Origin of the sequence: Streptomyces scopuliridis (assembly GCF_042790125.1) — a bacterium.
Classification (GTDB): domain Bacteria; phylum Actinomycetota; class Actinomycetes; order Streptomycetales; family Streptomycetaceae; genus Streptomyces; species Streptomyces scopuliridis_A.
In genome coordinates this window covers 45,636-63,538 of sequence record NZ_JBHTZS010000032.1, presented here as the reverse complement: position 1 = coordinate 63,538, position 17,903 = coordinate 45,636, and the positions used below count along the sequence as shown (strand labels likewise).

Annotated in this window: 21 protein-coding genes; 9 read left to right on the top strand and 12 right to left on the bottom strand. The window is 68.9% G+C overall.

The window, feature by feature from the left end; all coding sequences use genetic code 11:
• Positions 1-10 precede the first annotated feature (10 nt).
• A complete protein-coding gene (locus ACFRKB_RS32595) occupies positions 11-1,393 on the top strand; it encodes an L-serine ammonia-lyase (RefSeq protein ID WP_383110226.1) in 1,383 nt (460 codons plus the stop codon).
• A gap of 24 nt (positions 1,394-1,417) precedes the next feature.
• Here the strand turns inward: ACFRKB_RS32595 and ACFRKB_RS32590 are convergent, their stop codons facing one another.
• The 6 genes from ACFRKB_RS32590 to ACFRKB_RS32565 all read right to left on the bottom strand — a co-directional run bounded on the left by ACFRKB_RS32590 (position 1,418) and on the right by ACFRKB_RS32565 (position 6,997).
• Entirely contained in the window at positions 1,418-2,101 is a 684-nt protein-coding gene (locus ACFRKB_RS32590; RefSeq protein ID WP_383110225.1) for a zinc-binding dehydrogenase, read from the bottom strand.
• A gap of 90 nt (positions 2,102-2,191) precedes the next feature.
• A complete protein-coding gene (locus tag ACFRKB_RS32585) occupies positions 2,192-3,073 on the bottom strand; it encodes an SDR family NAD(P)-dependent oxidoreductase (RefSeq protein WP_383110224.1) in 882 nt (293 codons plus the stop codon).
• A 109-nt stretch (positions 3,074-3,182) separates the two neighbouring features.
• The gene (locus ACFRKB_RS32580; protein ID WP_383110223.1) at positions 3,183-3,959 is read right to left on the bottom strand and encodes an SDR family NAD(P)-dependent oxidoreductase; all 777 of its coding nucleotides are present in this window, start codon (positions 3,957-3,959) and stop codon (positions 3,183-3,185) included.
• A gap of 79 nt (positions 3,960-4,038) precedes the next feature.
• Positions 4,039-5,160, bottom strand: coding sequence for an LLM class flavin-dependent oxidoreductase (locus tag ACFRKB_RS32575; RefSeq protein ID WP_383110222.1), 1,122 nt, complete (start codon positions 5,158-5,160; stop codon positions 4,039-4,041).
• Positions 5,161-5,287: 127 nt separating this feature from the next.
• Positions 5,288-6,442, bottom strand: a complete 1,155-nt coding sequence (locus tag ACFRKB_RS32570; protein ID WP_383110221.1) for an LLM class flavin-dependent oxidoreductase — start codon at positions 6,440-6,442, stop codon at positions 5,288-5,290.
• 57 nt (positions 6,443-6,499) lie between these two features.
• Positions 6,500-6,997 (bottom strand): flavin reductase family protein, encoded by a 498-nt coding sequence (locus tag ACFRKB_RS32565; protein WP_383110220.1) that lies wholly within the window; start codon positions 6,995-6,997, stop codon positions 6,500-6,502.
• Positions 6,998-7,416: 419 nt separating this feature from the next.
• Between ACFRKB_RS32565 and ACFRKB_RS32560 the strand changes: the two genes are divergently transcribed.
• From ACFRKB_RS32560 to ACFRKB_RS32545, 4 genes are read left to right on the top strand one after another with little or no spacing between them, the layout of a single operon-like run.
• Positions 7,417-7,920, top strand: a complete 504-nt coding sequence (locus ACFRKB_RS32560) for a nuclear transport factor 2 family protein (protein ID WP_383110219.1) — start codon at positions 7,417-7,419, stop codon at positions 7,918-7,920.
• Complete coding sequence (locus ACFRKB_RS32555) at positions 7,917-8,813, top strand: enoyl-CoA hydratase-related protein (protein ID WP_383110218.1); 897 nt, start codon at positions 7,917-7,919, stop codon at positions 8,811-8,813. The genes ACFRKB_RS32560 and ACFRKB_RS32555 overlap by 4 nt, the downstream gene beginning before the upstream one ends.
• Complete coding sequence (locus ACFRKB_RS32550; RefSeq protein WP_383110217.1) at positions 8,810-9,586, top strand: enoyl-CoA hydratase-related protein; 777 nt, start codon at positions 8,810-8,812, stop codon at positions 9,584-9,586. The genes ACFRKB_RS32555 and ACFRKB_RS32550 overlap by 4 nt, the downstream gene beginning before the upstream one ends.
• 57 nt (positions 9,587-9,643) lie before the next feature.
• A complete protein-coding gene (locus ACFRKB_RS32545; protein WP_383110216.1) occupies positions 9,644-10,150 on the top strand; it encodes a nuclear transport factor 2 family protein in 507 nt (168 codons plus the stop codon).
• Between the two features lie 12 nt (positions 10,151-10,162).
• Here the strand turns inward: ACFRKB_RS32545 and ACFRKB_RS32540 are convergent, their stop codons facing one another.
• Positions 10,163-10,858: a TetR/AcrR family transcriptional regulator gene (locus ACFRKB_RS32540; RefSeq protein WP_383110215.1), complete on the bottom strand. Its 696-nt coding sequence runs from the start codon at positions 10,856-10,858 to the stop codon at positions 10,163-10,165.
• A 113-nt stretch (positions 10,859-10,971) separates the two neighbouring features.
• Between ACFRKB_RS32540 and ACFRKB_RS32535 the strand changes: the two genes are divergently transcribed.
• From ACFRKB_RS32535 to ACFRKB_RS32525, 3 genes are read left to right on the top strand one after another with little or no spacing between them, the layout of a single operon-like run.
• On the top strand, positions 10,972-12,630 hold the full coding sequence (locus ACFRKB_RS32535; protein ID WP_383110214.1) for a class I adenylate-forming enzyme family protein: 1,659 nt from the start codon (positions 10,972-10,974) through the stop codon (positions 12,628-12,630).
• Complete coding sequence (locus ACFRKB_RS32530; RefSeq protein WP_383110213.1) at positions 12,627-13,376, top strand: carboxymuconolactone decarboxylase family protein; 750 nt, start codon at positions 12,627-12,629, stop codon at positions 13,374-13,376. The genes ACFRKB_RS32535 and ACFRKB_RS32530 overlap by 4 nt, the downstream gene beginning before the upstream one ends.
• Positions 13,377-13,406: 30 nt before the next feature.
• On the top strand, positions 13,407-14,177 hold the full coding sequence (locus tag ACFRKB_RS32525; protein ID WP_383110212.1) for an enoyl-CoA hydratase/isomerase family protein: 771 nt from the start codon (positions 13,407-13,409) through the stop codon (positions 14,175-14,177).
• A gap of 101 nt (positions 14,178-14,278) precedes the next feature.
• Here ACFRKB_RS32525 and ACFRKB_RS32520 read toward each other — a convergent pair whose 3' ends face one another.
• On the bottom strand, positions 14,279-14,686 hold the full coding sequence (locus tag ACFRKB_RS32520) for a RidA family protein (protein WP_383110211.1): 408 nt from the start codon (positions 14,684-14,686) through the stop codon (positions 14,279-14,281).
• Positions 14,687-14,807: 121 nt separating this feature from the next.
• Here ACFRKB_RS32520 and ACFRKB_RS32515 point away from each other — a divergent pair, with 121 nt between their 5' ends.
• Positions 14,808-15,188 carry a winged helix-turn-helix transcriptional regulator gene (locus tag ACFRKB_RS32515; RefSeq protein ID WP_383110210.1) on the top strand — a complete coding sequence of 127 codons (381 nt, stop codon included), beginning with the start codon at positions 14,808-14,810 and terminating at the stop codon, positions 15,186-15,188.
• Between the two features lie 17 nt (positions 15,189-15,205).
• Here ACFRKB_RS32515 and ACFRKB_RS32510 read toward each other — a convergent pair whose 3' ends face one another.
• The 4 genes from ACFRKB_RS32510 to ACFRKB_RS32495 all read right to left on the bottom strand — a co-directional run bounded on the left by ACFRKB_RS32510 (position 15,206) and on the right by ACFRKB_RS32495 (position 17,851).
• Positions 15,206-15,709, bottom strand: a complete 504-nt coding sequence (locus ACFRKB_RS32510) for a GNAT family N-acetyltransferase (protein WP_383110209.1) — start codon at positions 15,707-15,709, stop codon at positions 15,206-15,208.
• Positions 15,710-15,755: 46 nt separating this feature from the next.
• Complete coding sequence (locus ACFRKB_RS32505; protein WP_383110208.1) at positions 15,756-16,697, bottom strand: CopD family protein; 942 nt, start codon at positions 16,695-16,697, stop codon at positions 15,756-15,758.
• A 114-nt stretch (positions 16,698-16,811) separates the two neighbouring features.
• Complete coding sequence (locus ACFRKB_RS32500; RefSeq protein WP_383110207.1) at positions 16,812-17,024, bottom strand: EF-hand domain-containing protein; 213 nt, start codon at positions 17,022-17,024, stop codon at positions 16,812-16,814.
• A 176-nt stretch (positions 17,025-17,200) separates the two neighbouring features.
• Positions 17,201-17,851 carry an ADP-ribosyltransferase gene (locus tag ACFRKB_RS32495; protein ID WP_383110206.1) on the bottom strand — a complete coding sequence of 217 codons (651 nt, stop codon included), beginning with the start codon at positions 17,849-17,851 and terminating at the stop codon, positions 17,201-17,203.
• Positions 17,852-17,903: the final 52 nt, after the last annotated feature.

Below are 17,903 nucleotides of genomic sequence, written 5' to 3'. Positions count from 1 at the left end.
GGAGTCCCCCGTGGCCATCTCGGTCTTCGACCTCTTCTCGATCGGAATCGGCCCGTCCAGCTCCCATACGGTCGGTCCGATGCGCGCGGCACGGATGTTCGCGCGCCGGCTCAAGAACGAGGGCCTGATCGCCCACACCGTCTCGATCCGGGTCGAGCTGTACGGATCGCTCGGCGCGACCGGCCACGGCCACGGCACCCCCAAGGCCGTGCTCCTCGGCCTGGAGGGCAACTCGCCGCGCACCGTCGACGTGGAGAGCGCCGACGACCAGGCGGAACGTATCCGCGCCAGTGGCCGGCTCCAGGTGCTCGGCATGCACGAGATCGCCTTCGACGCCGGCAAGGACCTGGTCCTGCACCGCCGCAAGACCCTGCCGTACCACGCCAACGGCATGACCGTCTTCGCGTACGACGAGGCCGGCGCCGTGCTCCTGGAGAAGACGTACTACTCGGTGGGCGGCGGCTTCGTCGTGGACGAGGACGCGGTCGGCGAGGACCGGATCAAGCTGGACGACACCGTCCTGAAGTACCCCTTCCGCACCGGCGACGAGCTGCTGCGGCTGTCGGCCGAGACCGGTCTCTCGATCTCCGCGCTGATGCTGGAGAACGAGAAGGCCTGGCGCACGGAGGACGAGATCCGCACCGGGCTGCTGGAGATCTGGCGGGTGATGCAGGCGTGCGTCTCACGCGGAATGGCCCGCGAGGGCATCCTCCCGGGCGGCCTCAAGGTCCGCCGCCGCGCGGCCCATTCGGCACGCCAGCTGCGCGCCGAGGGCGACCCGCAGGCCCACGCCATGGAGTGGATCACCCTCTACGCGATGGCCGTGAACGAGGAGAACGCCGCGGGCGGCCGGGTCGTCACCGCCCCCACCAACGGCGCCGCGGGCATCATCCCGGCCGTGCTGCACTACTACATGAACTTCGCGGCCGGCGGCGCCACGGCGGAGGAGAAGGACGAGAACGTCGTCCGCTTCCTGCTCGCCGCGGGCGCCATCGGCATGCTCTTCAAGGAGAACGCCTCCATCTCGGGCGCCGAGGTCGGCTGCCAGGGCGAGGTCGGCTCGGCCTGCTCCATGGCCGCGGGCGCCCTCGCGGAGGTCCTGGGCGGCAGCGCCGAACAGGTCGAGAACGCGGCCGAGATCGGCATGGAACACAACCTCGGCCTGACCTGCGACCCGGTCGGCGGGCTGGTCCAGATCCCGTGCATCGAGCGGAACGGCATGGCGGCGGTGAAGGCGGTCACGGCGGCGAAGATGGCGATGCGCGGCGACGGCAGCCACAAGGTCTCCCTGGACAAGGTCATCAAGACCATGAAGGAGACGGGCGCCGACATGTCGGTCAAGTACAAGGAGACGGCGCGCGGCGGGCTGGCGGTCAACATCATCGAGTGCTGAGCATCTGGACGGAGCGTATGGCGCTCAGTCGTACAGGACGACAAGCCGGCCGATGACCTCTCCGCGTTCGAGCTTGCCGATGCCATCGCCTATCTGGTCGAAGCCGATGTGAGTGATGCGGGACGTGACCTTGCCGTCGGCGATGAGTCGGAGGACCGCCTGGCAGTCCTCGGGGGTACCCGCCTGGGAGCCGATGAGCATGACCTGGTTGAGGGTGAGTGCCTGGAGGTTGATGGTGCCTTCGCCGACGCCCAGACCCACCTGTACGACGCGTCCGTCGCGTCGTACGGCTTCCACCGCCGCGTTGGTCGTGGTGCCGAATCCGGCGAAGTCCACGACGACGTCGAGCTTCTCGTCGGCGAACGCGGCGATGTCCGCCGCGACGTCCGTGACACCGAGTTCGCGGGCGAACCCGTGCACCGTCTCGTTCTTCTCGGCCACGAAGACCTCGGCACCGGCGGCGAGGGCGACCTGAGCACCCAGCGAGCCCAGCCCGCCGAATCCGATGAGGCCCACCTTGGTGCCGGCCGTCACAGCTCCCTGCACGATCATGGCGTGGTAGGAGGTGAGCCCCGCGTCGGTCGCCGCGGCCGCCTGATCCCACGCGATGCCGTCGGACAGCGGGATCACCAGGTCCTCGCGTACCGCGACCCTGGGCTGGAAGCCGCCGTTCGACGAGGTGCCCGGGCCTTCGATCGCGGCGGGCACGGCGACTTTGTCGCCGACGGAGAAGCGACGGGCACCGGGACCGGTGGAAGCGACGACGCCCGCATGTGCTGGTCCGGCCGCTCGTTCCGGTTACGCGGAGTCGTGCTTGGCGGCGGCGGAGAAGTTGGGGTCGACGCCCGTAATACCCATGGCGGTGAACGCCTTTCCGACGACGGCGCCCATGTCGCGGTGGGAGACGGAGGTGATGCCGCCGTCGACGGCGATGTGCTGGCCGGTGACGAACGCGGAGCGGTCACTGGCGAAGAACAGGGCGGCGTCGGCCAGGTCGCGGGGCAGACCACCGCGGCCGATCGGGTGGAGTTCCCCGAGCGGCTCCTCAAGTGCTTCGACGAACGCCGGGTACTGCGAGGGATCGAGGTCGGTCCCCTTCGCCATGATCGGAGTGAGGATGAGGCCCGGCATGATGACATTGGAGCGGATCTTGTAGGGGGCCAGTTCATAGGTGGCGGTCCGGGCGACCTGGAGCACTCCGGCCTTGGCCGCGTCATAGGACACCGAGGACAGGCCGGCCTGGATACCGGCGATGCTCGACATGGAGACGATGCTGCCTCCGGTGCCCTGCTCCTTCATCCGGCGGCCGGCGTATGTGTGGCCCAGGACCACCGAACGGAGCAGAAGGTCGGTGGTCCGGGTGAAGCCGTCGGGGTCGAGGTCGAGGAGCCCGCTCTGCTCACCCAGGGCTCCGGCGTTGTTCACCATGACATTCAGCCCGCCGTATTCGCTCACCGCGCGGGCGGTGAGCGCCTCCACGTCGGCCGCCACCGTGACGTCGGTGTGCTGAAAGGTGACGTCGCCGCCGAGTTCCCTGTGCAGGGCGTGGCCGGCCTCGTCGTCGATGTCGCCGACGACGATCCGCGCTCCCTCCTCCAGGAAGACGTCCACGATGCCACGGCCGATGCCGCTCACCCCTCCGGTGACGACGGCGACCTTACCGCTGAGTTCCTGTGCCATTCCCGTGTACCTCCTTGACGGTGAAAACTTCCGGCCCGGCTGCGGCGCCAGGGGGGCTCGACCGGCAGGGACCGCGTCGGTGAGCCATCACGCAGCCGCGGCCACAGGCTCAGCGGACCGAGATCAGACCGCCGTCCACCGGGATGAGCTGGCCGGTGATGAAATGGGACGCGTCGCCGGCGAGGAAGACCAGGACAGGCGCCAGGTCCTTCGCCGGGTCGCCGAACCTGCCTCCGAGCGGGATCTGCTCCGCCGTCTCCTTGTCATGCGCGGCAAGGGCCTCGGGCGAGAGCGCTTCGCGGAACTTCTCGTACATGGGGGTGACCACATACGGAAGGACCGCGTTGACCCGGATCCCGGCGGGGCCCCAGTCGCGGGCGACGCTGCGGGTCCAGGTGTGGACCGCGGCCTTGGTGGCGCCGTAGACCGCGTTGTTCCGCTCCGCGGTCAGGCCCGATTCCGAGCCGAAGTTGATGATCGCGCCCGATCCGGTCTCCTTCATCAGGGAGAAGGCCGCCGCGTTGGTATGCACGGTGCCGAAGAAGTTGACGCGGAAGATGGTCTCCAGGAGGTCCCGCGGAACGTCGTGGGCGGGGGCGTGGCGCTGGATGCCCGCGACATGGACGAGGACGTCGAGCCCGCCCATGCGGGCGGCCGCCTGAGCGAAGACGGAGTTCACCTCGTCGCTGTCGCCGACGTCGGCACGGGAGAAGGTGACGGATCCGGGACCGGCCTCGGCGGCTTCTTCGGCCACCTTGAGACCGGTTTCCTCGTTGAGGTCGAGGGACGTCACGGTGGCGCCCTCCGCCGCGTAGGCGCGGACCGCGGCCTCCCCGATGCCCTGTGCACCGCCGGTGACGATGATGCGTTTGCCTGCGAGCTGCATGTACTCTTCCGTCTCCTCGCGCTGGTTGCGCGACCTGGGTGATGCCGCCGTCGACGGCGATGCGCCGGCCGGCGATGACTCAGGCCGTGGCTGCCGTCCCGACGGGGCGGACGCCGGGCACGACCTCCTTGGCGATCCGGTGCATGGACTCGATCCACGGCGTCGGATCGTCGATGTAGTCCTGGGTGTTCAGGACGATCTCGCCGAAGCCGCCGATCCGCTCGTTCATCTCCTCGATCTTCCGGGTGACCGTCTCGGGCGACCCGCACAGCCACACGTGCTCGGCGATGAACTCCATGTCGACGTCCGCCACGTCAATGCCCGTGCCCGAGTCGTCGATGTACCCCTGGAGAATCCCGAACCGCTGGTAGATCGGCACGAGGTACTTCTCCCAGCAGTGGCCGAGGCCGCTGTTGATGGCCCGCTGCCGGGCCTCCTTGTCGGTGTCCGCGACGAAGATGTCCCGGCAGATACGGAACCGCTCGCGGTCCAGCGGACGGCCCTGCTCCGCCGCGCCCGCGGAGTATGCGTCCCAGTGCGAGCGGGCCACGTCGACGCCGCCGAAGAACGAGATGGGCGAGAAGCCGTTCTGCCCGGCGTAGCGCATCGACGACGAGTTGTACGAGAGCGCCGTCACCGCGATCTCCAGGGCCTCCGGCCCGCCCCAAGGCGAGAAGTCCGGCAGAACATGCTCCTGGTGGCCGTCCTCGGACGGGGGCTCCTCCTCGGGGAAGCCGCCGCTGAAGAACCGGCCCTCGTAGTGGAACGGCTCGCGCCGCCAGACCTTGCGCATGATCTCCAGCGCCTCGTCCCGGCGGGGCCGTGCCTCGGACAGGTCGGCCGCCTGCCCCCGGATGACGGCGTCCCGTGGATAGGCTCCGGGGCCGATCCCGAGGAAGTAACGGCCCTTCAGGACCTGTGAGAGCCAGCCGACCTGGATGGCCAGGGAGCCGGGCTGATGCAGCCCCAGCAGATGCGCCATCGGGGCGAAGCGGATCCGCTCGGTCTCCCGGGCACAGGCGCCGATGACGATTTCCGGGTTCGGCACGCTCTCCCAGCCCTGGGTGGCGTGCTCACCGATCATGAAGTCGGTGAAGCCTGCTCGGTCGGCTTCCCTCGCCATGAGAACCGAGTAGTCGAATACCTCGCGGGGCGTGCGCTCGGGGCGCATGTACGGAACGTTGAATATGCCGCTCTTCATGGTCTGCTGCTCTCCTTTGAACCCGCGAACCCCGCCTCGTCCAAGGCATGGTTCTGCGCTTGACCACGGTTGTCCTGCACGCGGAAGAGTCTGTTTTCTCCGCCCTTATGAGCGGATGCTCTTTCCGCTAGACCAGTGTTCCTTCGCTGTCTTTGTTCGAGAATCGGGGAGCGACTTCCTCGGCGAACCGGATGAGTTCGTCGTTGTTACGGCCGGGTTCCAGGTGTCCCTGGCCGAACATGAGGAAGCATTCGTTGAATCCGAGGCGGTCGTGGGCCTGTTCGATCTGCCGGGAGATGTCGTCCGCGGTGCCGATGAGTACGTTCGGGAACTGCTGACCGTGGGGGATGAACCACTTGTCCCAGAACCACCGGTGCTCGGCCTCCAGTTGGGCGGCCTGCTCCTTGTCGTCCGTCAGGATGAGAAAACCGCCCCAGGCCCCGATCTCCTCGCGCGGCACGTCACGCCCGGCCTTCTTCGCCGTCTCGGAGTAACGCTTCCACAGCGCTTCGCAGAAGTCGAGATCCGTGGCGAAAACAACTTGCTTTCCGCCTTCTCGGGCCCACATGTCAACGGTTCGCATGCTGTAGGCGAAAGCACCGTAGACCTTCGGGTACGGATTCTGGAAGGGGCGCGGCGCGATTCCGATTTTCCGGACGATGCCGTTCTCGTCCATGCCTCCACCGAATTCCTTGTACCCGGGGTGGCCGGCCGAACCCCCCTCCGGGGGAAACTGCCAGTACTTGCCCTTGTGGCTGAAGAGTTCGTTCTCCCACGCCTTCTTGAGCACCTGGACGGATTCCTCGAAGATCTCCCGGTTGGCGGCGTCCTGCTCGTCGCGGGCCTTGGCGTGCCGGACGTTGGTGGCACCGATGCCGCGGATCGCCGCGTACGCGTCCACCCAGCGCGCGTGGTAGCCGCGGGTGAAGCCGACGATGAGCCGTCCCTGGAGAATGTGGTCGAGCGTGGCGATCTCCTCGGCCACCCGGACCGGGTTGTGCGTGGGCAGGACGTATCCCAGGATCCCGGCGCTCATGCGCTTGGCGTGCGATCCGACGAACAGCCCCCACATACCGGGGTGGTTGGTGATCTCGAAGCCCTCGATCTGGAGGTGGTGCTCGGGCGAGCAGTAGCTGGCGTACCCCAGCTCGTCGGCGAGCCGAACGTAGTCCCTCACTTCTTCGAGGTACCGCTGGTACAGGTCGGGGCGCTGTCCCGCCATGCCCTGTTCGAGCTCGTGGCGCCGGCCGATCACACCGGTCTGCATGAGGTGGAATTTCACCGGTTCGTCTCCTTGTGTCAGTCGTGGCGCGGTGGCGGCGACGGGCTTCGCCCGCACTCACACGGCGACGAGCCGCCGGAAGCGGCTGCCGTGGAAGACCAGCGGCGCACGCTCGGGCTCGGCGCGCAGGGCGTGGATGGCGAGCAGGACGATCGCGTGGTCCCCGGCCAGAAACTCCTGATGGATGGTGCAGTCGAACCAGGCCACCGCTCCATGGACGAACACCGCGCCGTCGGCGCTGCTGCTCCACTCGACCCGCGCGAACCGGTCCCCGGTCTTCTGCGCGAGGGCGCGGCAGGCCTCGTTCTGGTCCTGGGCGAGCATGCTGACGCCCAGTCGGCGCAGCCCGCGCAGCCGGGGCCAGGTCGTCGAGGTGTTCTGTACGCACACCGACGCCAGGCTCGGCTCCAGGGAGACCGAGGTGAACGTACTGGCCGCGATGCCGATCGGCTTGTCCCCCTCCATCCCGCAGATGGCGGTGACTCCGCTGGGGAAGCACCCGTAGGCGCGCTTCAACAGCTCCGGGTCTCCGGTGTTGGGTTCCAGATCCACCATGTGCCCCTCTCGTATGAGGTGGTGCTCCGCGGCCCTGCGCCGCCCGCCGGCCCGGGTGAGGTCCGGGCGTTCCGCGGGTTCGTGCGAGGAGGTCGGCGGCGACAGGCAACGGCAACTGCGCGCGACATTCCTCAAGCTATCTACGCCCACGTAAACTGTCAACGCTCGTGTAAATTGATCTTGAAGGCACATAAGCGCAGCTCACAGGCTTTTTCGCGAGCCGAGTCGAATGTATTGACCGTTTACACCACCGTAGATAGCATCCACGGCACACTGCTCCTGAGGGCGGGGCGGCAGAGCAACCGAGGACACGCCGGGGCCGTCAGGCCATCGCGGGTTCCTCGCCGACGACTCCGCGACGACTCCCCCCGCTCCGACCCGACCCGCCCGTGCGAGAGCCGCACCGGGCGATCTGGAGGATGACGACGCAGATGGCGCACCAGGACGAGACATGGGACGAGATGGCCGCCGCGACGGCCGATCTGGTCGAGACCGGGAAGATCCACCGCCTGCTGTTCGACTACGCGTACCACCTGGACATGAACCACCCGGACGAGATCGCCGCCCTGTTCACCGAGGACTGCTACGTCGCCTACGGACCGGACTTCGGGGCGGAGGGACGGGTCGCGTACCGCGAGACCCTGGACGGGATCGGCACCTTCTTCACCGCGACCAGTCACCATGTGTCGAACATCGTGGTCGACTTCGGCGGGGACCGGACGAGCGCGACCGTACGCTCCGTTCTCCACGCCTGGCACAAGTACACCAGGGAGCGGCCGGACGGGCACTTCTTCGGCCAGTACCACGACGAGCTGGTCCGTACGGACGAGGGCTGGCGCTTCGCCAGGCGCGAGCTGCGCGCGGCCGGCGTGGTGGACTTCCACGTCAAGAAGCAGATCCCGATCGGCCGAGCGGTCTCGTGACGGCCCCCTCGACGGCGGACGGCCCCGAGCGCGCCGGCTGCGGCGGGGACGACCCGGCGGAGTACCGGAACATCCGGGTCGAGCACCGCGGCCCGGTGAGCTGGATCGTGCTCGACCGGCCCGAGAAGGCCAACGCGCTGTCGAACGAGATGCTGGACGAGTTCTCCGACGCCCTGGACCGGCTGGCCCGTACCGGCGGCCCGGTCGTCGCCATCCGCGGCGAGGGCAGCGGGTTCTGCGCCGGATACGACATCGGCGAGGTCGGCAGGGCCGTGGCCGCACCGGACCCGGTCGCCGACCGCGAACGGCTGGCGCGCAACGTCAACCGCTATCTGGCGATCTGGGACCATCCCAAGCCGGTGATCGCCGCGGTGCACGGCTACTGCGTGGCCGGTGCGACGCAGATGTGCGTGTTCACCGACATCACGGTCGTCAGCGAGGACGCCCGTATCGGCGAGCCCGCGCTCCCGCTGGGCGGCGGTTACATCGCCCCGTTGTGGGCGCCGCTCGTCGGGCCCAAGCGGGCGAAGGAGCTGGCCTTTATCCCCGGCAACTCCATCGACGGACGGACGGCGGTCACCTGGGGGTGGGCCAACCACGCGGTGCCCGAGGCGGAGCTGATCACGGTCGTGGAGGCCATGGCCGCCCGCATCGCACGCATTCCCCCGGATGTGCTGCGCGTCAAGAAGCTCTCGGTCAACCGGGCCATGGAGGCCATGGGCGTACGCACCGCCGCCGCGGGCGTCCCCGAGATGGACGCCCTGCTGCACCTGTCGCCCTCGGTGGCCGAGATCCGCGCGTGGATCGGCGAGGTCGGGATCAAGGAGGCCATCGCCTCCTACGGCCGCGCCCCCGAGACCGCGCCGGCTCCTACAGGAAGGGAAACACGGTGAGTTCCGGAATCGAGTTCACGAAGGACGGCCATGTGGCACGAGTCGTCCTGGACCGTCCCAAGGCGCTCAACGCCATCACCTCGCGGATGGACGGCGCGCTGTTCGACGCCTGGACGGAGATCAACGACAACCCCGACATCTGGGTCGCGATCCTCTCCTCCAGCGGGGAGAAGGCGTTCTGTGCCGGCGGGGACATCAGCGGCGAGGACGAGGGCGCGAGCCGGCGGATGGCGCTGGGCGGCGGCCTCACCGGCGTCGGGGGCCCGCTGCTGACGCTGCGCAAACCGCTGATCGCGGCCGTCCAGGGCTATGCGATCGGCGGCGGATTCGAACTCGCCATGTGCGCCGACATCATCGTCGCGGCCGACACGGCCCAGTTCGGGATGCCGGAGACCAAGGTGGGCATCATCGGTGAAGCCGGCATCATGCACCGGGCCATCCGCCAGCTCCCCCACCACATCGCCCTGGCGATGATCCTCACCGGCTCGCGCATCCCGGCCGCCGACGCCGAGCGGTACGGCCTGGTCAACGAGGTGGTCGGCTATCCGGACCTCGCGGCGGCCGCCGACCGCTGGGCCGAGAGGATCACGGCCGCCTCGCCGCTGGCCGTACAGGCGGCCAAGGACGCGGTCCTCTCCCGGGCGGGCTGGCCGCTCGACGTCGCCCTGGCAACCCGCTACGAGCCGATCGAGGCGTACGCCGCCACCAAGGACCGCCTCGAAGGCCGCGCCGCCTTCGCCGAGCGGCGCACCCCCCGGTGGCAGGGCCGCTGACCGTCATGGAACCGCCCAGGAAACCGCCCACGGAACCACTCACGGAAAGGTACGCAGATGACCGATCTGGAATCGCGCGTCCGCAGACTGGAGGACCGCGCCGCCATCGAGGACCTGGTGATCCGCTACTTCCTCGCTGCCGACGACAACGACCTGGCGGCCCTCGGATCGACGTTCGCGCCGGATGCCGAATTCCTCATGGGCGGCGGCTTCTCAGGCGGTTCGGACCGCGCGTCGATCGTGAACTTCATCAGGGAGGACCGGGCCACCATGGGCGTCACGGTCCACACCCAGAACTTCACCCTCCTCACCTTCCACGACGACGACCATGCCGCCGGTGTCGTCGGCGCCCATCTGGAACTGGCGCGCGGCGGAACCACGGTCTACGGCGCGGTGCGCTACCTGGACGAGTACGTGCGGGCGGAGGAGGGGTGGCAGATCAAGCGGCGCGAGCTGGCCGTCGTCCATGTCGGACCCTGGGAGGACGTCGCCAACTCGCTCACCACGGACCTGCGTTCCCGCTGGCCGGGCCAGAAGCCGACGGCGGCCGACCTCCCCCGGTAGCCGGCCGGAAGGTCACGCCCCTTCGCGCCGCAGGCCGTCGAAGAACACGGCCGAGAAGGTCTCGACGGTCTGCTCCACGGAGTATTTACGGTCACCGGGCTTGAACCAGCGGTGCGTCCAGTTCACCATTCCGAAGAGCGCCTTCACCACCAGGGGCACGGCCAGATCCTCCCGGAAAGTCCCCTCCCGAACCCCCGAGGTGATGATGTCGGTGACGATGGATTCAAAACGGCGGGTCTTCCGCGCCATTTCCCGCGCCCACGGCGTCGACTGGAATGCGACCTTCCCCATGTCTTCCTGGATGTAGACATACACATAGGGGTAGTTCGCCACATACGAAGTGATCTGCAACTCGATGAGGAGGCGCAGTTTCCGATGAGCGTCCACATCCAAGCCCGCGATACGAACGGCCTCGGCGAGATTCTCGTCCAGCACCTTCTTCGCGGTGGCGTGAAAGACCTCCTGGAACAGCTCTTCCTTGCCCGAGAAGTAGTAGTAGATGGCCGCACGATCGGTGCCGAAGCGGGCGGCGATATCGCTGAGCGTCGCGGCCTCGTATCCCTTTTCCTTGAACACATCACCGGCGATTTGCAGCAATTCTCCGCGTTTCGCCAAGTATGCGGCTCCGCCCTCTACCTGAGCGCTTTGCCGACGCTTGCTCAGACCGCTGTGCGATGTTTTTGGGGTGCGTTTGGCGGGCGGACTCATAACACGGAGCGTACCACCGCCGGGAGAGCCTTCATCGGGGGTCTTCACTGAATGAACCAGAACAGCCCGAGCACAAGGCAGAGTTTGGGTGACATCGACGGGTGGAGATCGACATGACGGAGAATGTTCGGTGGACCGAGGTGTTGTGCGTCGGCGACCTTCTGGTGCGGGCCGCGCACCAGCACCCTGACGTGGACGCACTGGTGCTACCCGACGCGCGGTACACATACGCCGAGTTGTACGCGCGTGCCGAGTGGACCGCGCGCGGACTGGTCGCGCTCGGTATCCGCCCCGGAGAGCATGTGGGGCTCCTCGCGGCCAACGGCGTCGAGTACGTCGAGGGGCTGTTCGCGATCTCATTGATCGGTGGGGTGGTCGTTCCGCTCAACGCCCGCCACAAAGCCACCGAGCTCGGTTACATCATCGACAACAGCGACCTCGCCGCCGTGCTGACCACCGCCGGCACCGACCGGTACGTCGACTTCACCACCGTACTCAAGGAAGCTCTTCCCTCACTGGCCACCGCGAAGGTCCCGGTCCGGCTGAGCCTGCCCGAGGCCCGCGGGCTGCGCGCGGCGGTGCTGCTGTGCGGTGCGGACCGGACGGGATTCCTCGACCGTTCGGCGTTCGACCGGCTCGCCGCGGAGGTCGATCCGCGAAGGATTCTCGAACTGCGGCGCCGCGTCCGCGTCCGCGATATCGCGGCGCTTCTCTACACCTCCGGCACGACAGCGAACCCGAAGGGCTGTCTGCTGTCGCACGAGGCCATGACCCGCGGCCCCGTGGAACGGGCCCGTTTCCGGCTCGGCTCCGGCGAGCACGATGTCACCTGGGCCGCCGGACCCCTTTTCCATATCGCGGCGTTGTCACCTTTCCTCGGTTCGGTCGGCAGTGGCGGAACATTCCTCACCGATGTCCACTACGAACCCGACAGGGCCCGGGATCTACTGGTCCGCGAGGGTGCCACTGTCGCCTTTCCCTGGTTTCCGGCGATCATTCAGCCGCTGCTCGACCACCCCGCCTTCGAGGCGGGGCAGCTCCGGGAATTGCGATCGATCTTCCTGATCGGCCCCAGCGTCCTTCTGGAACGTGTGCAGTCCGCGCTTCCCGGGGCCGAACTCATCGCGGCGTGCGGCATGACCGAGACGGCCGGCATCTATGCGCTCAGCGACCGCACCGACTCGATGGAAACGCGCGCCACAGCACAGGGCAAACCCCACTCCGGAATGGAGATCCGCATTCTCGACCTCGAAACCGGAGAAGACGCAGGAGCCGGCGTGATCGGCGAGCTGCTGGTCCGTGGCTTCTGCGTCACGGAAGGGTATTACCACGATCCGGAGGCAACCGCGGCCGCTTTCGACGAGGACCACTGGATGCACACCGGTGACCTCTACAGCTGGACTCCCCAGGGCCAGGTGGCATTCCACGGCCGGCTCAAAGACATGCTGAAAGTCGGCGGCGAGAATGTCGCCGCCCTCGAAATCGAGTCCTTCCTCGCCCGGCACCCGGCGGTGCGGTGCGTCGAAGTGGTCGGCGCTCCCGATTCCCGGCTCGACGAGGTGCCGGTGGCCTTCGTCGAGGTCCGCGACGGGTGCACGGTCACCGCGGAGGAACTGATGGGGTTCTGCCGCGGCCGTATCGCCAGTTTCAAGATTCCCCGCGCGGTCCGCTTCATCGAACCCGGCGAGTGGCCCATGTCCACCACCAAGATCAACAAGCGGGCCCTGCGCCGCATGCTGAACGAGACGGAATCGGAGCTGACACACCGGTGAACGACGGCCCGGCGGACGTGACCACGAGCACGGCACGTTCCGGCATCACGCTCGAAGCGGTACGCCACGAGGCGCTCGGCCTGCTCGACGGCGTACCCGACGGAGACGGGCTCGACCCGTGCGACGCGGCGCTGATCGGGCTGGCCGTGCGCGCGGCGGTGCCGACGCTCGACCCGGACGGCATCGAGGAGTACACCCGGCGCGCGCTCGACGCCGGCGCCACTCCCGAACAGGTCCACGAAACCGTCACGGTGGTCTCCGGGCTCGGGGTGCACTCCCTCATGGAGGGCTCCCGCCGCGTGGCGGCGGTGCTGCGGGCCCGGGGCACGGAACTGAGCACGGGCACCCTGGACGGACCGCTCGACGAACCCCGTGCGGCCCTGCGCACCCTTCTGCGGGGAGACGATCCGTACTGGGACGCCTTCGAACGCGAGGTCCCCGGCTTCCTCGACACCCTGCTGCGCCTGTCCCCCGAGGCGTACGAGGCGTTCTTCGCCTACTGCGCGGTGCCCTGGCGGACCGGGCACGTCCGGGGCCGGGTCAAGGAGCTCATCTCCATGGCCGCCGACGCGACCCCCACGCACCGCTACCTGCCCGGGATGCGCCTGCATCTGACGAACGCCCTTCGGCTGGGAGTGGGCAGAAGAGCCGTGCTGGAAACACTCGACATCGCCACCACCGCACCCGAGCACCGCGGCGTACCCGCGGCATCACCCGGCACAGGGCCGGGAGAGGCGAACCGGTGAGCCGGCGCCGCGCGAACGAAAGGGGTACCCATGACAGACGAAGCAGTCCGGTACGAGCAGGACGGCGCGGTCGTCCGTATCACTTTGGCGCGTCCGTCGGTCTCGAACGCGATCGACCTCACGACCGCCGTGGAGTTCGCCGGAGCCGTCCGCAGGGCCGCGTCCGACGAGATCCGCGCCGTCCTGATATCCGGTGACGGCAAACGGTTCTGCTCGGGCGGGGACCTCGCTTCCATGGCGGGGGCGGACGACCCGGCAACGTACGTGCATGCACTGGCGACCGAACTCGACCGGGCGTTTCGGGACCTGTCGGCGCTTCGCAAACCGGTGATCAGCGCCGTGCATGGGGCGGTCGCCGGCGCCGGACTGGGCCTCGTACTCAGCTCCGACATCGTGATAGCCGCTCGCTCCACCACGTTCCTCTGGGCCTACGCCGGAGTGGGCCTGACCCCCGACTGCGGCGTGTCGTACCTGCTGCCACGCGCGGTCGGACAGCAGCGCGCACTCGACCTCGCCCTGACGGGACGGGTGCTGTCGTCCGACGAGGCATCGCGGTGGGGCCTGGTGGCCGAGGTGACCGATGACGGAGAGCACCGGGAACGCGGCTCCGCGCTCGCCGCACAGTTGGCGCGGGCTCCGGGCCATGCCCTGGCCGGGGCCAAGAGGCTGATCGGATCGGCCTGGGAAGTGTCCCGTGAGGAGAGCTCGGAGGACGAGGCCGACACCATCGCGGAGGCGGTGACGACCGACGACGCGGTCGCACTGATCTCCGCGTTCGCCGGTGCCTCGCGGCGGGGGTGACTCGTGGCGGGGGTGACTCGTGGCGGGGCGCTACCCCTTGATCGTGGACACCCTGATCACCGGGTGCTGACCGCCGCCCGCGGCGCGTACGGATCGCCCGTTCAGTCGAGGACCGCGGTGGCTTCGACCTCGACCAGGTGCTCCGGTACGTCCAGAGCCGCGACGCCCAGCAGTGTGCCCGGCGGTACCGGGGTGACCCCCAGCTTCGCGGCCGCACGGGCGACCCCCGCCAGGAACTGGGGCATCTTGTCGGGGGTCCAGTCGACGACGTAGACGGTCAGTTTCGCCACGTCCGCGAAGGAGCCACCGACCCCGGCCAGGGCGGTGCCGATATTGAGGTAGCACCGCTCGACCTGTGCGGCGAGGTCGCCCGCGCCGACCGTGGCCCCCTCGGCGTCCCAGGCGACCTGCCCGGCGATGAAGACCAGCTTCGAGCCGGCCGCGACCGACACCTGCCGGTAGGCGTCGATTTCCGGCAGTCCATCGGGGTTCACCAGGGTGATGGCCATGCTGCCTGCCTCCTTCGCGGGCTCGCTTCGAGCCGCTCGTGGTCTCTTGCGGTTACTGGAAAACCGTAAGAGAGTGGCCGCTGACATGGAAGAACGCACTTTTCAGTGACTGGGGAACCTCATGGTGACCAAGCGGTACCCGGGCTCGCCCGACGAAGCCGACCTGACGCGCGCGGACTCCCTGGCGCGGGAGATCTTCTCGGACGTCGCCAACAAGTGGGCGCTGTTGATCATCGAGTCCCTCGGTGAACGCACCCTGCGCTTCAGCGAGTTGCGCGACGAGGTCGAGGGCATCAGCCACAAGATGCTCACCCAGAACCTGCGCATGCTGGAGCGCAACGGCCTGGTGAAGCGGACCGTGTACCCCACCGTGCCGCCGCGGGTCGAGTACACCCTCACCGAGCCGGGCCAGGGGCTGCGCGAGACGGTCGACGGAATGTGCGGCTGGACCCGCCGCCACCTCGGTCATATCGAGGCCTCCCGCCACCGCTTCGACGCCTGACGACCACCCCGTGGCGGCTAGGTCCTGTCCGGTCGGAGAGGACCTAGCCGGCGCCGCAACCGCACACCGGGGCGCCCGTCGATGCCGATGTTCTCCACCACGGTGAACCCGTTGCGCGCGAGCACGGTCCTGGACGCCGGATTGTCGAGCGTGGTGACCGCGATGAGCACGGAGAGCCCGTACTCCGTGGCGGCCAGGCGGCACATGTCCTCGACCGCGGCCGTCGCCACGCCCCGGCCGGCGGCGCGCTCGCCGATCCGGTAGCCGAGTTCGGCGGCCCCTTCCTCGACGTCCACGAGATTGACGCGGCCGGCCAGGTCCCCCCGCTCGTCCACGAGGACATGGAAATGACACAGACCGGCGTCCTGCTCCGCGAGGAGGGCACGGTGACGGGAGGCGAAGCCGGCGAAGTACGCGTCTCCGCGATCCGGCACGGACCGCGCGAAGTACGCCCGGTTCTCCCGCTCGAACTCCAGCAGGGCATCCGCGTGGTCGGCCCGGAGCCGCTCCAGCCTCATCATGCCCGGCAGCATATAGACCGATGATCGCGCCCGGTCGTCGCGCTCGTCACCGGGTGCTGAGCCAGTGCGGGTCGGGGACCACCGTCAGGATCGCCGACAGCAGGACGATCACCGCAAGTACGGCCAGCTCCGCACGTGCCGGGGACCCGGCGTCCGCGCCGCGGCGCAGCCGGTGTCTGGCCGTCAGGGCGAGGCCGCTCACGACCGCGACCAGCAGCAGTTTGGCGATGAGCACCCGGCCGTACGCCGAGCTGAACACGACATCGGCCGGGAGCCTGCGGAGGGTGGAGAGCGTTCCGGTGGCGGCGAGCGCGGCGAACAGCCAGCCGGCGAGCCGGGCGTAGCGGGCGAGCACCTGGCGGGCCCCGGCCGGGTCGTCCCGGCGCAGCCACATCGTCCGCAGTACGTACAGCAGCCCGCCGGTCCACAGCGAGGCCGCGGTCAGATGGACGACGGTGAGCGCGGTGCCCAGCATCGGGGTGTACGGCTCCGGATGCGCCCGCAGGGCTTCCGCGCCGACGACCACGGCCAGGGGCGCGAGGGCCGCCAGGGGGCGGTTCACGGCGACACAGCCGGCCGCCAGCAGAAAGCCGTTGGCCATGAAGAGCAGCAGGCGGCCCTCGACGGTGCCGTACACCGTGGTGATGTCGAGGCCGCTCACGGACGCGAGCAGGATGATCTGTCCCGCCGAGGCAGCCGCCCCGGTCAGCGCGGCGGCGAGTGCCCAGCGGCGTGGCACGGGGCCGGTACGGGCGAGCCTGGCACCGGCCAGCTCGCCGAGATGGATCGCGAGCCCGGCGAAGACGGCGACCCGCAGCGCGGTGATGGCTCCCGCGCCGGGTATGCGCAGCTCACCGGTCCCGCGCGAGGCTATGGCCGCGCCGAGCAGTACGACCAGCGCGGCGAACAGGACACCACCGGCTATCAGTACGGCCCTGCGGCCGGCCGTGCCGGTGGCTTCGTCAGCGGACGGACCCGGATATATCACCGCTTGATCTTCTCTGCCCGCCACGGCCTCCGGCAACGCGAACGGGGCGTGCGGCTGACGGTCCGGGCCGTCCCGGATGCCCCTGCCCCCCGCCCCGCCCACCACGCTCCCGGATCAGGCCTTGCGCGAGGCCAGGAACTCGTCGAACGTCAGCAGCCCGTCACCGTTGGCGTCATGCGCGTTGATCACGGCCTGTGCCACCGTCTCGGTCACATGGAAGTCGCCGAGCTGCGCCATCACGCTCTTGTACTCCGCCGCCGTGATGAGCCCGTCGCCGTTCGCGTCGAACCGCTCGAACGCCGTGCGCGCCTCGTCAATGTCCGCCACTGTTCCGCCCCTTCGTCGTGCCGTACCAACGGGGTCAGATTATCCGCACACCCTCACCCGAACGGCGGCAGCCCAGGGCGGCACCGGATCACGGCTCCAGCGGTCGTGGGCCGCCGCCGGGGAACGCCCGCGGTGTGCGGGCGTTCCGGTGACGGCGGATCAGCCGGACGGATACGTCAGCCGCGCCACGGCTGGTAGTGCGGATTGTCCAGGCACTCCGACATGATCTCGGTCTTCTTCACCTTGTCGACCGGGCAGACACCGACGATCCGCTCCCGGGAGATCCCACCGGGGAAGGCGACCTCCACCTGCTCGGCCCACCTGTGCGTGTCACCGATCGTCTTGTTGACGTCGATGCCGCCGGGGGCGTCGATGTAGTAGTTGAAGCCGCTCTTGTACCACTGCTTGTACAGGTCGTGGTCATAGCTGGTGGAGACGTACGGCGAGGGCTGGTTGACCAGGACGTACTTCTCCACGTCGTACTGCCCGTCCAGCGGCGCCTTCGGGTGGAAGCCCTGCTCGAAGATGACCTCCGGCTTCCGGCTGTCGGCGCGGTAGAGCTGTCGGCAGTCGGTGCGCCAGGCGGGCGTCGGGGTGATCCGGCTGACCTCGACCGTGTGGTCGGCGGCGGCGAACATCGGGTCCTTGACGCGGGGGCAGCTTTCGGCGGCCTTGAAGGCGGTGCCCTGCGCGGGGGCGGACGCGACCGGGGCGGACCCGGCCGGGGAGTGCGTGGAGGCGGCCTCGGTGGCGGAGGCCGGAATCAGGACGGCGGTGACGGACAGGGCGACGGCGGCGGCCCGCCGCCGCGAGCGAGGAGTGATCATGGGGTGCACCCTCCACGCTGTACGGCGGCGGGCCGTGGACCGTCACCCGTCC

Coding starts and splice junctions, on each gene's coding strand:
- ACFRKB_RS32520 (WP_383110211.1), bottom strand. CDS start 14,686: ATGGCCATCACCCTGGTGAACCCCGATGGACTGCCGGAAATCGACGCC.
- ACFRKB_RS32560 (WP_383110219.1), top strand. CDS start 7,417: ATGACGACGCAGATGGCGCACCAGGACGAGACATGGGACGAGATGGCC.
- ACFRKB_RS32510 (WP_383110209.1), bottom strand. CDS start 15,709: ATGATGAGGCTGGAGCGGCTCCGGGCCGACCACGCGGATGCCCTGCTG.
- ACFRKB_RS32495 (WP_383110206.1), bottom strand. CDS start 17,851: ATGATCACTCCTCGCTCGCGGCGGCGGGCCGCCGCCGTCGCCCTGTCC.
- ACFRKB_RS32585 (WP_383110224.1), bottom strand. CDS start 3,073: ATGGCACAGGAACTCAGCGGTAAGGTCGCCGTCGTCACCGGAGGGGTG.
- ACFRKB_RS32575 (WP_383110222.1), bottom strand. CDS start 5,160: ATGAAGAGCGGCATATTCAACGTTCCGTACATGCGCCCCGAGCGCACG.
- ACFRKB_RS32540 (WP_383110215.1), bottom strand. CDS start 10,858: ATGAGTCCGCCCGCCAAACGCACCCCAAAAACATCGCACAGCGGTCTG.
- ACFRKB_RS32565 (WP_383110220.1), bottom strand. CDS start 6,997: ATGGTGGATCTGGAACCCAACACCGGAGACCCGGAGCTGTTGAAGCGC.
- ACFRKB_RS32545 (WP_383110216.1), top strand. CDS start 9,644: ATGACCGATCTGGAATCGCGCGTCCGCAGACTGGAGGACCGCGCCGCC.
- ACFRKB_RS32525 (WP_383110212.1), top strand. CDS start 13,407: ATGACAGACGAAGCAGTCCGGTACGAGCAGGACGGCGCGGTCGTCCGT.
- ACFRKB_RS32535 (WP_383110214.1), top strand. CDS start 10,972: ATGACGGAGAATGTTCGGTGGACCGAGGTGTTGTGCGTCGGCGACCTT.
- ACFRKB_RS32580 (WP_383110223.1), bottom strand. CDS start 3,959: ATGCAGCTCGCAGGCAAACGCATCATCGTCACCGGCGGTGCACAGGGC.
- ACFRKB_RS32515 (WP_383110210.1), top strand. CDS start 14,808: ATGGTGACCAAGCGGTACCCGGGCTCGCCCGACGAAGCCGACCTGACG.